The organism is Undibacterium sp. FW305-107, from assembly GCF_058788535.1.
This window is the reverse complement of record NZ_JBYTAV010000011.1, coordinates 22,762-36,164: the sequence shown is the minus strand read 5'-3', so window position 1 is coordinate 36,164 and position 13,403 is coordinate 22,762. Positions and strand designations below refer to the sequence as shown.

Genomic DNA, 13,403 nt, shown 5'->3' with positions numbered 1-13,403 from the left:
TTACTGGCTTTAAAAGAAACTGGCAATTTGTTCCAGTGGTTTCTTTTGTATATTCGGTATCAGGCAATGCTCAGCCGGATAACCAACTACTAGCAAAATATACGGTTTTTCATTGTCCGGCCTTTGCAGCAACTGGTTCAAAAATCCCATGGGGCTGGGTGTATGCGTCAGCGTTGCCAGGCCGGCATGATGCAGGGCGGAGATCAGGAAGCCAGTTGCAATCGATACAGACTCAGGCACGTAGTAGTTTTTAACAGCACTGCCATCGTCCATGAGCGTGGCTTTTTGGCCGAAGATCGCGATCAGGTAAGGCGCGGTTTCCAGGAACGGCTTGTCAGCATCCGTGCCGAGTGGCGCCAGTGCATCTTTCCATTCCTGGGGGGCACGGCGGTCATAAAATTCACGTTCTTCTATCTCGGCTTCAATACGTATCTTGTGTTTCAGTGCGGTGTCAGTGACAACGGCAAAATGCCAGGGCTGGTGATTGGCACCAGATGGCGCAGTACCGGCAGTCAATAAACAGGCTTCTATAATTTCACGTGGTACGGTACGGTCAGAAAATTCCCGTATGGTTTTGCGCCGTTTCATGTCCTGATAAAAGCTTTGCGCCCTTTCCAGCATTTCTGCTTCTGGGTAAGCCTGATAAGTTGATAAGGGTATGAATTGTGGTGATCCCTGATTGAATGAAAGTTTGCTCATGGCTTGTTCCTGTCAATGTAGTTAGTAGGGCTGCTTGGTAAGCGCTTGTTTGGTATTAGTCGTTGCGGTTTTTCCTGAATGCCAGCCAACCGGCAATGGCAGTAAACGTCGCTACGATGGCGACCACGATCCAGAAACCATTTTCATGCTGCGCCAAAGGCACACCACCCACGTTCATGCCCAGCAAACCGGCGATGATATTGATGGGCAGGGCCAGCACCGTTACTATCGTCAAGACGAATAGTGAACGGTTATTCTGTTCATTGACGCTGGCAGCAATTTCTTCCTGCAAGAGCTTGATACGTTCCTGCAACGAAGCCATGTCACTCAGTACCACGGCAAATTCTTCGGTGGACTGGCGCAACTCCTGTACATCACGCTCGGCCACCCAGATTGGTGGTCTTTGCAGGAGGCGAAACAAGGCGGCAGGTTCAGGCGCCAGTAGTCTTTGCAGGCGCACCAGCACGCGGCGTAACTCACCGAGGTTGGCCCGTTTATGATTCAAACGGTCAGCCAGCAAGTGGTCTTCGATATCGTCGATTTTTTTGATGAAATTGCGCACTATGCCTATCAGTACATCAGCCTGGTCACGCAATAAATGGGTCAGTAACTCTGTCGGTGAACTGAAATGCTCGCCCTGGTTGACGGCATTGCGCAATCTGTCTACCGACTTCAGGGGTTTGCGCCGGGCGCTGATCATGACATTGCTGCTGACATTGAGCCACAGGGTGGCGATGTCCGAGGCTTCAAAGGCAAAGTCATGCAAGACATCATTGACGACCGCGATCAGGCTATGGTCGGCATGCTCGATACGGGTGGAGCGTGAGCCTTCATGCAGGGTTTCGAAAAACTCGTCTGGCAGGGCAGCGTACTCGCGCAGCCATTTCTCGGCGGCGACATTGGATAAATTGAAATGCAGCCAAATGAAAGAATCATCTCTGGCACCGTGTCTGGATTGCAGCCATTCGACGGCTTCTTTGGTATCGAGCAGTTTGCCAGGCTGCTCATGCGCAAAAATATAGCCACAGATCTGCCCCGACTGATCTGAACCATACGATAAGTGATCTGTTTGCATTGGCTGTCCAGGCGAAGAAACTGGGCATATTGTAAATCAGCCAAGCAGATACTTGCCTGGCTTTCCACACAGAATTTAACTGATCAGCATGTTCTTGTATGACAGCGAAGCCTGGCGTATGCAATCCTGGAAGGTCAGGGCAGCATGTGACAAAGGCCGGGTCTTGTTCCATATCATACCTACCGGGCTGGGCAAGTGACCCAGATTCAATGGCAGGATTTGCAAGACCCCTTCTGCCACCAACTGGCGTGCTGCCGACAGCGACAATAAACCCAGGCGCGGAGGTTCCATCAGCAAGGGTACATTCACTGAGCGTGATACTGATTCAATAACATCGGTAGGTTTGTTCAAACCATTCTTGGCCAGCAGATTGATCATGCGTTGATGCGTTGGGGATTCTTCTACCGACAATATCCAGGGCAGGTTATTCAAATCCATCCAGGTCAGATTATCACGACGTGCCAAAGGGTTCTTGCTGGAAGTTACAATGACCAGAGGATCGTCATACAGGACTTCTTCCTGCAAATGTTCTGCTGCACGTTCAGAAAACACACGGCCTATGACCATGTCTATCTTGCCTTCGCGCAGTTCATGCAAGAGTTGATCGACCGTGCCATCCATGATGCATAAGGTGACATTCGGCCAGCTTGCCTTGAGTATCTTGACTGCCTTGGGAATGATGGTGGTGGAGACCACACTCAAAATGCCAACAGTGACCTTGCCCACCGTGCCGGTGGCCAGTGAACGCATCTCCTGATGTGCTTTTTGCAAGTTAAACAAGACTTCCCGCGCATGTCGTATCAGACATTCGCCAGAAGGTGTTGGTTTTATACCACGCCCAGCACGTTCGAATAACTTGACACCGATCCCTTCCTCCATCTCGCCCAGCATTTTGGAAACAGCCGGTTGGCTGACATGCAAAGTCGCCGCAACCTGAGCAACCGTCTGCTTGTCAGCCAGTTCCACGAGCAAGCGCAAGTGCTTGATCTTGAGTTGTCGGGCGAAATACTTTTCTATGGGTAAGGTATCAATCATAACTTTAATTATATACGTTTTCCTCAAATTCTCATTGGACGGTAATGAAATTGTAATGTGATCATTCTGAAATGCAACAAAGTGTATCGAATTGTGAATGTTGCAGAAACTGTGGATAAGCACAGTCGCTGAACAAATAAACCCAAATAAAACGATACGCAAATTGTTCAAGCACCGGTTTGGTTCGACCGCAAAAAGGCAAGTCAGTTCAGTAGGGTTTCTTGCCATCTTTGCAGTTTGTACCTGTTCATGTTTCACCAAGGAGATTCTGGATGTTTTATCAAGAGAAGAAATGTGCTTATGCTGTCAAGCTGGCACTGGCTATGTTGTCTGGCAGTATGTTGGTCAACGCTCAGGCGCAGACTGAGTCAGTAGAAAAAATCCAAAAAATTGAAGTCACTGGTTCCCATATCAAGCGTATTGATAAAGAAGGTACTTCTCCTATCCAGACACTGACGGCAAAAGACATCAGCCAAAGTGGTGCGACAACTGTTGCTGAATTGCTGCGCACCATTCCGGCTTTGGGCAGCGGTGGCGCATTCGATGCAGTTGACGGTGGCTTTTCCCGTGGTGTGGCAACAGCATCCCTGCGTGGCCTGGGTTCCAGCTCCACTCTGATTTTGTTGAATGGCCGTCGCATGACGCCATCAGCTTATGCAAATCCTAATCAAGGCCAATCAACGCTGTACGATATCAACAGCATTCCATTGTCCATGCTGGAACGTGTAGAGATTTTCAAGGATGGCGCATCTGCGGTGTACGGCTCTGATGCTATTGCCGGTGTAATCAACTTCATCACCAAGAGCGATTACCAGGGCGTGCAAATGAACGCCAGCATGGGCGCCAATGATGACAACAAGTTCAAGAAAAAAAGCGTCAGTGCTTTCGCCGGTTTTGGTAACTATGGCCAAGACGGCTACAACATTACTGTCAGCGCTGAAATTTCCAAGCGTGACCGCGTTGCCATCAAGGATGCCAACGATGTAGAAAAAGATCTGTACAGCGTACTCAACACCCGTCTGTCACCTTATTCCAGCAGCATCAGTAACCAGCCTTTCTTCTATCGTGAACGTACACCGGGCAGCAAGACTTTCTTCTCTGCCAATGATGCCAACGTGATCAACCGCACTAATTGCGATCCATCCCGTCTGATCACAGGTGGCGCGCAATACAATATCGCAAGCACCAGCGTCTTGTTTGGTCGTCAGTTCTGTAACTACAATCTCGACGATTTTGCTGAAGTCCAGGGCGCTGGCCAGGACATCAGTGCAATGTCACGCGGTATCTATCAAATCAACGATACCTTGTCCGCTTTTGCTGAAGTTGCTTACACCAAAACTGACCGTGATTACACAGGTGGTTCACGTTCCATCGATGGCCGTACTCCATCCACAGCATTTGCATTGTCTGGCGCTGGCACACCATTCCAGGCTATCTTGCCAGTTGGCCATCCTGACAATCCCTTCCCTACCAGCCGTGCTGCAGTTGTCTACCGTTTTGAAAATGTCGCAGGTGGTACCACGACTACCAACGAAGCTCTGCGTTTTGCTTCTGGTTTGAAAGGTAGTTACAAGACCTGGGACTGGGAAACTGGCGTTTTGTGGAACCGTTCCGAGCGTACTGACAATTCCAATGGCTTCCTGTTGCTGCCAGAAGTGCAAAAACTGATAGACCAGAACATGTCTTTGGCCGATGTTGCCAAACAGCCTAACCTGAGCCGTCCGCTGAAGAGCGTTGGTGTTGCTGAAATCGCCCAGGCTGACTTCAAGGCAAGTACAGAATTCGGTAGCCTGCCTGGTGGCGCAATTGGTTTTGCATCCGGCGTTGAATTCCGTCAGGAAAAAATGACGTTGACACCAGATAACCTGACCAGCTCTGGCCAGATTCTGGGTCTGGCTAACCAGTTCATCCAGGGCCAACGTAACGTTACTTCCGCTTTCGTTGAAGTGCGTACACCGATCCTGAAAAACTTTGAAATGGATTTCGCTGGCCGTATCGATAAATACCCTAGCTTCAAAACCAATTTTGTACCAAAAGTTGGCGCAAAATGGACCGTCAATGATTCTCTGGCATTCCGTTCCACTTATGCACAAGGTTTCCGTGCACCGGCACTGGTACAGGTGACTGCAGGCGGTACACAGACTTTCCTGAACAGCCTGGTTGATCCTATCCGCTGCCCTGATGGTAAGACACCTTTGACTGGTGCCGACAATACTGATTGCTCCAGAAGTATTTCGACACTGATCCGTCAAAATCCTAACCTGAAGCCAGAAACATCACGCAGCTTCTCTCTGGGTATGGTCTTGTCACCTACACGTGATTTCGACATCCTGGTTGATTACTACAACATCCGTAAAGAAGACGAAGTTGCAGCGCTGTCGTCCACACTGATCCTGAATAATCAAGATGCTTATCCAGGTACTGTGATCCGTGACACCAATCCTGTCAATTTTGTTAAAGACAAGAACGGTAATGTTGTCCCTAACTCTGGACCGCTGATTTCTCTGTTGAGGAACTACATCAACCAGGGTAGTACCGTAGTCAGTGGCGTTGACGTTGAAATGGCAATGCGCAACAACCTGGGCACTAATGGCAAACTGGATACACGTTTCCGTACTTCCTACACGATAGAATACCGTCGTGCAGAAAAACCGGGCGATCCAGAAACCAACCTGGTTGGCACACGCGGTGGTTTGTCCAACTTCTCTACCAGCGTTGGCGACATCCCTCGTTTGCGTGCAACACTGTCCTCTTCCTGGACTAAAGAAGCGCACACAGTCAACGGTGCAATCAACTTTGTTGGCGGCGTATCCCTGATGCGTTACACCAATGCTGCTGAAACTTACCCAGTGTCTTATTGCCATTATGGTACTGGCCAGCCATCCACAGCGACATCGCTGGGCGGCGTAGCCAAATACCTGACGTATGTACCTGAATGTTCCGTTGCCAGCTGGACGACAGTTGACCTGGGTTATACATACAAAGGCTTTAAAGATCTGACTATCGGTGTGCGTGTATTGAACGCTCTGGATTCCAAGGCACCATATGATCCAAGCTCCAGCTATACGACAACTGGTTACAACGACAGCTTGCACAATGCTTATGGCCGTGCATTCCGTCTGAACGTAGGTTATGTCTTCAAATAATCTGCGTGTAATGTAAGTCAGTACAAAAACAGGGGCTCAGGCCCCTGTTTTTTTGTCTTGAACGCCTTGGCTTGTTACGTAGCCAGTGCATTTTTTTATGAGCTATAGAGAAGATTCAGTATAATCATGGCAAGTTAAAAAGAACTGCTCCCTTTGGCAAACCAGCTTATTCACACAGATATGTCATCCCGATGACGCTGGAATTTTTGATACAAGTAGAAAGCACGCTATGTTTAGTTGGTTTAATTCAAAAGAAGAAAAAGCGTTCGGCTTGCAACTTGCTGAATTTGTCATCAAGGAAATCCCGCTAGAGATTGTCAAAAAAAAGCAGGATAAAACCATCATCAAGCGCCAGAAAGTCATGCAGCAGGTCGCGAGCAAGGTGTTGGAATTCAAACGCGACCACCGCTTGAATGTGTATAAAAAGGCACAGCTGGGAAATAGCTTCAAGTGGCGTTTGCTGGAAGAAGGTTTTGATGCAGATGTCGCCAAGGAACTGACGACGATAGTAGTCAGGGAAATGGGTTAAGTGTTGAAGTGTTGTTAATGCATCCTGCAGCAGACTACAGGATGCTTATTGAGGATTGCGATCAGATCCTGCCGCTTATAAATTCGGTGCCAGCCAGCGTTCTACTTCATCCTTTGGCACGCCACGTCGTTCAGCCATATCAGTGACCTGGTCACCGGCAATTTTACCTACGCTGAAATACTTCGATTCAGGATGGGCAAAGTAAAAGCCCGATACTGCCACGCCCGGTATCATGGCCCATGATTCGGTGATGTACATCTCGATTTCTTCACACTACATCTGTTTGAACATTTCGGTTGCGACGGACTTGCCTTGCAAATGTCAAATCGGTTGTCCTGTGACTTACGCCGCAAACGCAGCTCGTCCTCCATGGCTGAACGAAAATACGGCATACACCTGCAGCCAGAACCTGGTTCTCCAGGTCCGGGTACGGCCTGATACTTCCTTGTGATCTTCCACGCCAGACAAAACCGTAACGGAATAATTTGTCTGGATGCCGATTGACAGTAAAGCGGTGCGAAAACATAAAGCCTGGCACTAACGAGCTAAGCAATTGAATTTATTCGACTTTTGACAAGACAATAATGGCTTATTATATAATTTTAAATTAGCTGTCTGGAGAATCTGGTTGCAATAAACGCAAGATGGCGCGCTGATCGCTTCAGGTTTTATCTAACCCTATCCAAATCCCAATGAATTCAGCTGCCTCAGCACGGACACCGGCCCCTGGTATTTTCCCGCCATTGGGTCATTATCAACTTCGTCATAGTCTCGGTGAAGGCGGCTTTGGCCAGGTGTTTGAGGCCTGGGATGAGAAATTGCGGCGCAGGGTGGCAATCAAGCGCATGAAACATGACAGTGGTCTGATAGGGGGCGAAGACCTTACCCGGGAAGCGCGTATGGCCGCTTCGCTGCACCACGCAGCATTTGTCAAAATTTATGCACTGGAAGAAGATCAAGACAGCCAATCAATTGTTATGGAGCTGGTGCCAGGCAAAACCTTGCGCCAGTTGCTCAGTGATCATGAATCCATGCACGCGCCAGGACACTTGTTTACTGAGGTACAGGTGCTGGCGATCGTGCAGCAAGTGGCTGAAGCCATGCGTGAAGCGCACCAGGCAAATCTTGTTCATGGCGACTTAAAACCCTCGAACCTGATGCAAGAGCCTTCGGGCACGGTGCGCATTCTCGATTTTGGGCTTGCCAACAAGAGCGATCCGGAAGCCACCGCCAGCATGGCGCGGCTTAATCCACAAGGCACGATTGCTTACATGGCACCGGAAAGACTGCTGGGCGCAGCTCTGTCGCCACAGGTTGATGTTTATGCGCTGGGGGTGATTTTGTATGAACTGGCCAGCGGGCAGCGTCCGTTTGCCAATCTCTCCGGGATGGCGCTGGCAGCGGCACAGGTGCAATCGTCGTCGGATCAATGGGTATATCCGGCCAGTATGTCGCCGGGACTGGTGCAGCTGATCCGCGCCATGACTGCCAGAGAACCGGCACAGCGCCTGAAGAGTATGCAGCAAGTACTGGCTGGCCTGGCTGGTTTGTTGGGTCGGAGGGAGGGGCGTGTCCAGACAACCGCCCCGACTACCGCACTGACAACATCGGCAGCACCTTTGGTTGGCGATGTTGCCGGGCAGCCTGCAATCCTTGGACACCGGGTGCCGGGCATCCGGCGCGGCGGTAAAGCCCTGGCTGGCAGCGCGTTGGTGCTGGCATTGATGGGGGGTATCTGGCAGGTTCAGCCGTATTTGGGCGAATTGTTGGCGAACGCCGCGCCGTTTTCCCCCTCGCTGGAAATGAAAAAGGGGTTGGCTGCGCTGGCTCAATGGGACAGGCCGGGCAGTGTGAATGAGGCCTCTGAGCACTTTTCCCGTATTTTGGGAAAACAACCGGATAACGCAGCCGCAGTCGCAGGCATGGCCCTGGTTTACCACTTTCGCTATCTTGGTGATAGTCGGGATGAAAACTGGCTGCAAAAAGCCAATGCCAGCGCCCAATTGGCGATGAGCCTGAATGATCAAATCGCCCTTTCCCGTGTTGCGCAAGCCACCATCGCGCGTGCGATGGGTAGGCCGGACGAAGCACTGCAAAGCTTTGATCACGCTTTGCGGCTGGACCCGGAAAACCTTTTTGCATGGTTAGGAAAAATGGAGGTAATGCAAGATTTGCACAAGACCGGGGAAGCATTACAAATGGCACAGCGGGGTTTGCAACGCTTCCCACGTGAACGCTTTTTTGCCGATCAAATTGGCACGATACAGTATCAAGAGGGAAAGCTGGATGAGGCTGAGCAGGCCTTTCGAAGCAGTTTGCAAATTCAACCCGATAGCGTTTACGCCTATGCGAATTTGAGTGCGGTGCTGGCACGCAAGAATAAATTCGATGAAGCGATGCATGTTTTGCAGCAGGGCTTGCAAGTGCGTCACAGTTTTACCCTTTATACCAATTTAGGCAATCTGCTTTTCTTGAGAGGCAATTATGTGGAAGCTGCCACCGCATTTGAAGCGGCGGTCTCGCCAACAAAAGGCAATCCAGGTAATTATCTGGGCTGGGCCAATCTCGCCGATACCTTGCTGTGGTTGCCGGGCCGCGAGGGGCAAGCACGCGACGCTTATCAAAAAGCACAAAACTTGCTCCAGCCCATCTTGCAACGCCACGCAGAAAATACCATGTATCAATCAAGGATGGCGCTTTACAGCGCGCGAGTCGGCGATAAACAAACCAGTGCACGATTATTGCAAACAGCATTGGCCAAACCTGCCAATGACCCCAGCCTGTATTTTCGTGCTGGCTTGGCTTACGAGTTGATAGGAGAACGTGAGCTGGCGATCAAGGCGCTACTGCAAGCGCGCAAACTCGGTTATCCGAGCTCACACATCCAAGCCGAGCCTGGTTTGATTGCACTGCGCCGGGATTCGAGGTTTGCCAATTTACCATAACCAGTGCCTGATTTACTTGGCGCAGCTTTTGCTTGATCGAATTGTGAATGGCTCGCTGAAACGGGCAACCATTTAATTTGATTTTCAACCCAGCATTGACTTATCCAAGAGGAAATCATGAATTCAAGTCACAAAGTAATTTTATTTAAAGAAAATAACCTGACAGGTGAAGCCCTGGTTTTATTTGAGGCAACCGATCTTCACACCATTCCCGGTTGGATTGGCAATATTCACTCTGTACACATTTTGGCCGGGAGTTGGCTTGTACAACAGCCTGGCAAAACAGGGGTGGTATTCCAGGGATCGCTGATGGCATCAAATAATTACCAATCCGCGAATGTATTTTCTCCACCTTTTGAACAAATACGTCCATATGGCACCAGCAATCTTCCTGCAAGGAGCACCGAACCGAACCGAACGGTAACGACGCCGCAAACCTATCATTTGTTTTTTTATCCAGCGCAAAATGCATTTTCAATCAACCCGGCCCCGCCTCATCAATTCAAGATAGTTGATGCTCAGGAGAGTTTCCGCTGGCTAATTAACGATGGCGATACGTTGATCATCAATTGGGATGGTGAGCTTGGCCACCCATGGCTGGAATTCCGCCAACGCACACTCAAGCCTGGTGAAACCACCCCCGCCTCAGCACCAGTAGAGCCGACCAACGATATCATCATTGATAGTGCCAGTAACCCTATGCGTGTCACGTTGCAGCGCAAAGATTGCGCGCTTACCGTAGATTATCGCAATGGGGTGAAGTGGAGTATCGATTTTTGCTGGGATGGCGGCAAAATTGATCCAGAAATGCAAGTCGGCACGGGTTCGGGCAACCCGTAGAGTGATTGAGGTCAGAGAAAAATTATGCGTTTTCTCTTTCCGTAATGATTCGTCTTTGCCCACTGTCAAACCGTGTAAAGCGCCGTCCAAACAAAAAATCCAGCACCATATTTTCCACGTCTTTACGCCGCTTTACGCGGCACCAGCCCGCCACGACGCAATTACAGCCATTTTTTAGCTGGCACAAGCTTTGCGATAGGTAGCTTGTCCGACAGCGATTCGCATTCCAGTCTCGCGATATAGCTGTAACCACGGAACAAGCCGATAAACCTGCATTGCAGGATTACTTATACCTACCCTGGAGAGAAATCATGACCTCGACCCAACATCAAGGCAAAGCCAATTTAACCCTGGTCAACAATACGGCGGGCACTTTAAAAGTGTTAACCTGTGGCAGTACGTTTGATTTGGCCCCGCATACCCGCCACACCCGTATGGTGGAACTACCAAAGCAAACACTGATGCCCGTAGTGGCGAGCAGTAACTTACCCCAGTTCAATTTTCAATTCGATGCCAAAACCGGTGAAAACAGCCATAGCGCCCAGGAGTACGATTACCCGCTGGACGGCCACGCCAATGTCTATCAGCATATCGGTCAGGAAAGTGGGGCAGTAAGAGCGATGACTCTGAATATCGGCCCGGCATTTTCTTCAAAATACTGGATGAGCATGCTTGATATCACCCCCGATACCACACTGGCCGATATTACCATTCCAGGCACCCATGACAGTGCCACCTGGAAGGGCAGCCGTGCCAGTCAATGCCAAAAATTGACGATGCGGCAGCAACTGGAAGCGGGCATCCGCTGGTTTGATTTACGTCTTTCCGTTTCCGGCGACGACATGCTGATTTACCATGGCCCGGAATCCCAGGACATCTATTTAGCCAAGGATTTATTACCCGTCATCAAGGATTTTCTGGCCACCTACGCCAGTGAAACCGTGATAATTTGCGTACAAAATGTCTCTTGGCCCCATCAAAAGAGTGAGTTTGATCCGCTGCTGAAAAAGCTCCTGATTGCGGGCGTGAGCCATAACAAATTATACGACCGCCCACACATGCCCAAGCTGGCCGATCTGGCCGGATGCGTGGTGCTGATGCGTCAGGACACAGGAGCCACTTTCGGCATCATGGCGCAAAACTGGCCTGATGACGACAGCGGAGTAGTGAATGATCCAAGCAGCAATTTTAACTATTCTGTGCAAAATGTTTATAAATTTGGCCCGGATGTATTAGCCGCAAAATGGGGCCAGGTCCATGCGCAATTGGAACGTAGCGTGAACAAAACCGATGGCACTGCCTGGTATGTCAACTTCACCAGCGCCAGCCGAGCACCAATTACCGATCCGATTGACATTGCCATTGGCTCGGGCCCTAACAGCATCAATTATCGGCTGCATAGCTATCTGTGCCAGCAGGCAGGGCCACGACTGCTTGGGACGGTACCAATCGACTTTCCTGAAGCACCTTACGGCTTGATCAAACTGCTCATTTCAATGAACAAACTCAAATGATGCCGTTTTGTTTCTGAAGTTGGCGTGCCAAAGCCAGCCGCCGCCGCAAACCTTCTGCAGGGGTTTTCAGGCGCGCGGCGCAGGCATCCACATTACCTGCCACCTCGACCAATACCCGTTGAATTTCTTCAGCATCGATTTGGTCGGCACGGCGAATGTGCGGGTGCTGCTCCAGCAGCTTATACAGTGAGGGCCGGGAAATACCCAGTTCGGTGGCTGCTCCTTGTATCATCCAGTCGTTATTATCCAGCGCTGCCAACACGTCGGCATTACTCAGGTCTGCCGGGCGCTTGTGATTACGCCTGGGTAATGGTATTGGCTCGTGCGGCAACGCAGGCAAGGGCGTAACATCCGTTATGTCTGGTGTGACGGGTGCAGCCATGTTTCTCACTGCACGCACAGGCCGTGCCGTGCCGCTTTCTATCAGCTCGGCCAATGCCGGCATTTCTCCTGTGGAAAGCACCAGCATCAAACGTCGCACCACATGGCGCAATTGCCGGATATTGCCGGGCCAGTCATAAGTCGCCAATTGCGCCACCAGCGGTGCAGGCAATTCAACCGCCCCCTTGCCGGGTAAATCGCCCGCTTGCATCAAGTGCAAAATCAACAAACCCGTGTCTTCACGCCGCTCGCGCAGGGGAGGGATGGCGATGGTAAACCCTTCCAGCCGCCGCAGCAGGGCTGGATTAAAACCGCCGTCATACAAATCCTGATCCGTAGCCGCAATAATACGTGCGTTCGATCGCACATCGGCTAGCGCTCCCAAGGGGCGGTAATCACCTTTTTCGAGAACGCGCAGCAGCATAGGCTGCACCACCGCAGGCGCATTGCCGATTTCATCGAGAAACAGCGTGGCATCCTGCGCCTGAGCAAAAAAACCACCACGTGAATTTTGTGCCCCGGTATATGCGCCCTTGGCCGCGCCAAATAAATCAGCCGGAGCCAAAGCTTCATTCAAGGCCGCCATATTCACGCTCACCAGAATTTGGCTGGCGCGTTGCGACAGGGCGTGGATGGCACAAGCCGCTACCTCCTTACCGGTGCCAGTCTCACCCAGCAGCAGTACGGTGGCGTTGGTCGGTGCCACCTGAATAATTTGGTCGCGCATCTTGATCGCTGCACTTCCCACTCCAATCAAACCCGCTACCGGGTTATGGCGTGGCAGGCAATGCATAAAGTGCAGGCACAGCACCACAGCGCGAGCCAAAACCACAATGACACCCTGTTCAATTTGCTCGCTTGAAAGTTGCTGTGTGCCCTGCACCACTGCGCCGTTGATTTCCAGTACCATTTTGCTCGCCGAAGCCTGCACGGTAACGCTGTCGTCCGGATTGCGCACAAGGTGGGTGGCTTGGCGGGAAATGCCATCATGTCCCAGTCCCAGACCATCCTTGCCTGGTTTGCAAAACAAAGGCTGGTAGCGTGCCAGGTCGAGGCCGTCGTGCACCATAATGCATTGCTCGCCGATGCGGCTGTGATCCGGGTGCCAGATAATACTCAGGCATAGCATGGGCCGCCCGGCTTGCGGGCTATGGTAAATCGGCGTGGTCCGGGTGAGCTCGTCGTGTTTCAAGGCGGTGTGGCAGGGCACTTTAAGAAATTAATCATACCAGAAAGCCT

The 13,403-nt window shown here is 50.9% G+C and carries 9 protein-coding genes and 1 pseudogene; 5 read left to right on the top strand and 5 right to left on the bottom strand.

Annotated features, from left to right (window positions below; all coding sequences use genetic code 11):
• Nucleotides 1-9: 9 nt before the first annotated feature.
• From AC3WQT_RS22870 to AC3WQT_RS22860, 3 genes are all read right to left on the bottom strand, one after another.
• The gene (locus tag AC3WQT_RS22870) at nucleotides 10-699 is read right to left on the bottom strand and encodes a nitroreductase family protein (protein WP_492707408.1); all 690 of its coding nucleotides are present in this window, start codon (nucleotides 697-699) and stop codon (nucleotides 10-12) included.
• 55 nt (nucleotides 700-754) lie between these two features.
• Nucleotides 755-1,774 carry a transporter gene (locus tag AC3WQT_RS22865; protein ID WP_492707407.1) on the bottom strand — a complete coding sequence of 340 codons (1,020 nt, stop codon included), beginning with the start codon at nucleotides 1,772-1,774 and terminating at the stop codon, nucleotides 755-757.
• A 75-nt stretch (nucleotides 1,775-1,849) separates the two neighbouring features.
• On the bottom strand, nucleotides 1,850-2,809 hold the full coding sequence (locus AC3WQT_RS22860) for a LysR family transcriptional regulator (RefSeq protein ID WP_492707405.1): 960 nt from the start codon (nucleotides 2,807-2,809) through the stop codon (nucleotides 1,850-1,852).
• Nucleotides 2,810-3,081: 272 nt separating this feature from the next.
• Here AC3WQT_RS22860 and AC3WQT_RS22855 point away from each other — a divergent pair, with 272 nt between their 5' ends.
• Together AC3WQT_RS22855 and AC3WQT_RS22850 are read left to right on the top strand one after the other, a co-directional pair.
• Complete coding sequence (locus tag AC3WQT_RS22855; protein ID WP_492707404.1) at nucleotides 3,082-5,955, top strand: TonB-dependent receptor plug domain-containing protein; 2,874 nt, start codon at nucleotides 3,082-3,084, stop codon at nucleotides 5,953-5,955.
• Nucleotides 5,956-6,184: 229 nt separating this feature from the next.
• Nucleotides 6,185-6,484: a hypothetical protein gene (locus tag AC3WQT_RS22850; RefSeq protein WP_492707403.1), complete on the top strand. Its 300-nt coding sequence runs from the start codon at nucleotides 6,185-6,187 to the stop codon at nucleotides 6,482-6,484.
• 75 nt (nucleotides 6,485-6,559) lie between these two features.
• Here the strand turns inward: AC3WQT_RS22850 and AC3WQT_RS22845 are convergent.
• Nucleotides 6,560-6,757, bottom strand: a pseudogene (locus AC3WQT_RS22845) (vitamin B12 dependent-methionine synthase activation domain-containing protein); the annotation flags it as partial.
• 419 nt (nucleotides 6,758-7,176) lie between these two features.
• On the opposite strand from AC3WQT_RS22845, the gene AC3WQT_RS22840 reads away from it, so the two are divergent.
• The 3 genes from AC3WQT_RS22840 (at nucleotide 7,177) to AC3WQT_RS22830 (ending at nucleotide 11,783) form a co-directional block, all read left to right on the top strand.
• Nucleotides 7,177-9,429 carry a protein kinase domain-containing protein gene (locus AC3WQT_RS22840; RefSeq protein ID WP_492707402.1) on the top strand — a complete coding sequence of 751 codons (2,253 nt, stop codon included), beginning with the start codon at nucleotides 7,177-7,179 and terminating at the stop codon, nucleotides 9,427-9,429.
• Between the two features lie 117 nt (nucleotides 9,430-9,546).
• The gene (locus tag AC3WQT_RS22835) at nucleotides 9,547-10,269 is read left to right on the top strand and encodes a beta/gamma crystallin family protein (protein WP_492707401.1); all 723 of its coding nucleotides are present in this window, start codon (nucleotides 9,547-9,549) and stop codon (nucleotides 10,267-10,269) included.
• A gap of 311 nt (nucleotides 10,270-10,580) precedes the next feature.
• A complete protein-coding gene (locus tag AC3WQT_RS22830) occupies nucleotides 10,581-11,783 on the top strand; it encodes a phosphatidylinositol-specific phospholipase C domain-containing protein (RefSeq protein WP_492707399.1) in 1,203 nt (400 codons plus the stop codon).
• Here the strand turns inward: AC3WQT_RS22830 and AC3WQT_RS22825 are convergent.
• Nucleotides 11,776-13,356 carry a sigma 54-interacting transcriptional regulator gene (locus AC3WQT_RS22825; RefSeq protein WP_492707397.1) on the bottom strand — a complete coding sequence of 527 codons (1,581 nt, stop codon included), beginning with the start codon at nucleotides 13,354-13,356 and terminating at the stop codon, nucleotides 11,776-11,778. The genes AC3WQT_RS22830 and AC3WQT_RS22825 overlap by 8 nt on opposite strands.
• Nucleotides 13,357-13,403: the final 47 nt, after the last annotated feature.

Coding starts and splice junctions, on each gene's coding strand:
- AC3WQT_RS22870 (WP_492707408.1), bottom strand. CDS start 699: ATGAGCAAACTTTCATTCAATCAGGGATCACCACAATTCATACCCTTA.
- AC3WQT_RS22865 (WP_492707407.1), bottom strand. CDS start 1,774: ATGCAAACAGATCACTTATCGTATGGTTCAGATCAGTCGGGGCAGATC.
- AC3WQT_RS22860 (WP_492707405.1), bottom strand. CDS start 2,809: ATGATTGATACCTTACCCATAGAAAAGTATTTCGCCCGACAACTCAAG.
- AC3WQT_RS22855 (WP_492707404.1), top strand. CDS start 3,082: ATGTTTTATCAAGAGAAGAAATGTGCTTATGCTGTCAAGCTGGCACTG.
- AC3WQT_RS22850 (WP_492707403.1), top strand. CDS start 6,185: ATGTTTAGTTGGTTTAATTCAAAAGAAGAAAAAGCGTTCGGCTTGCAA.
- AC3WQT_RS22840 (WP_492707402.1), top strand. CDS start 7,177: ATGAATTCAGCTGCCTCAGCACGGACACCGGCCCCTGGTATTTTCCCG.
- AC3WQT_RS22835 (WP_492707401.1), top strand. CDS start 9,547: ATGAATTCAAGTCACAAAGTAATTTTATTTAAAGAAAATAACCTGACA.
- AC3WQT_RS22830 (WP_492707399.1), top strand. CDS start 10,581: ATGACCTCGACCCAACATCAAGGCAAAGCCAATTTAACCCTGGTCAAC.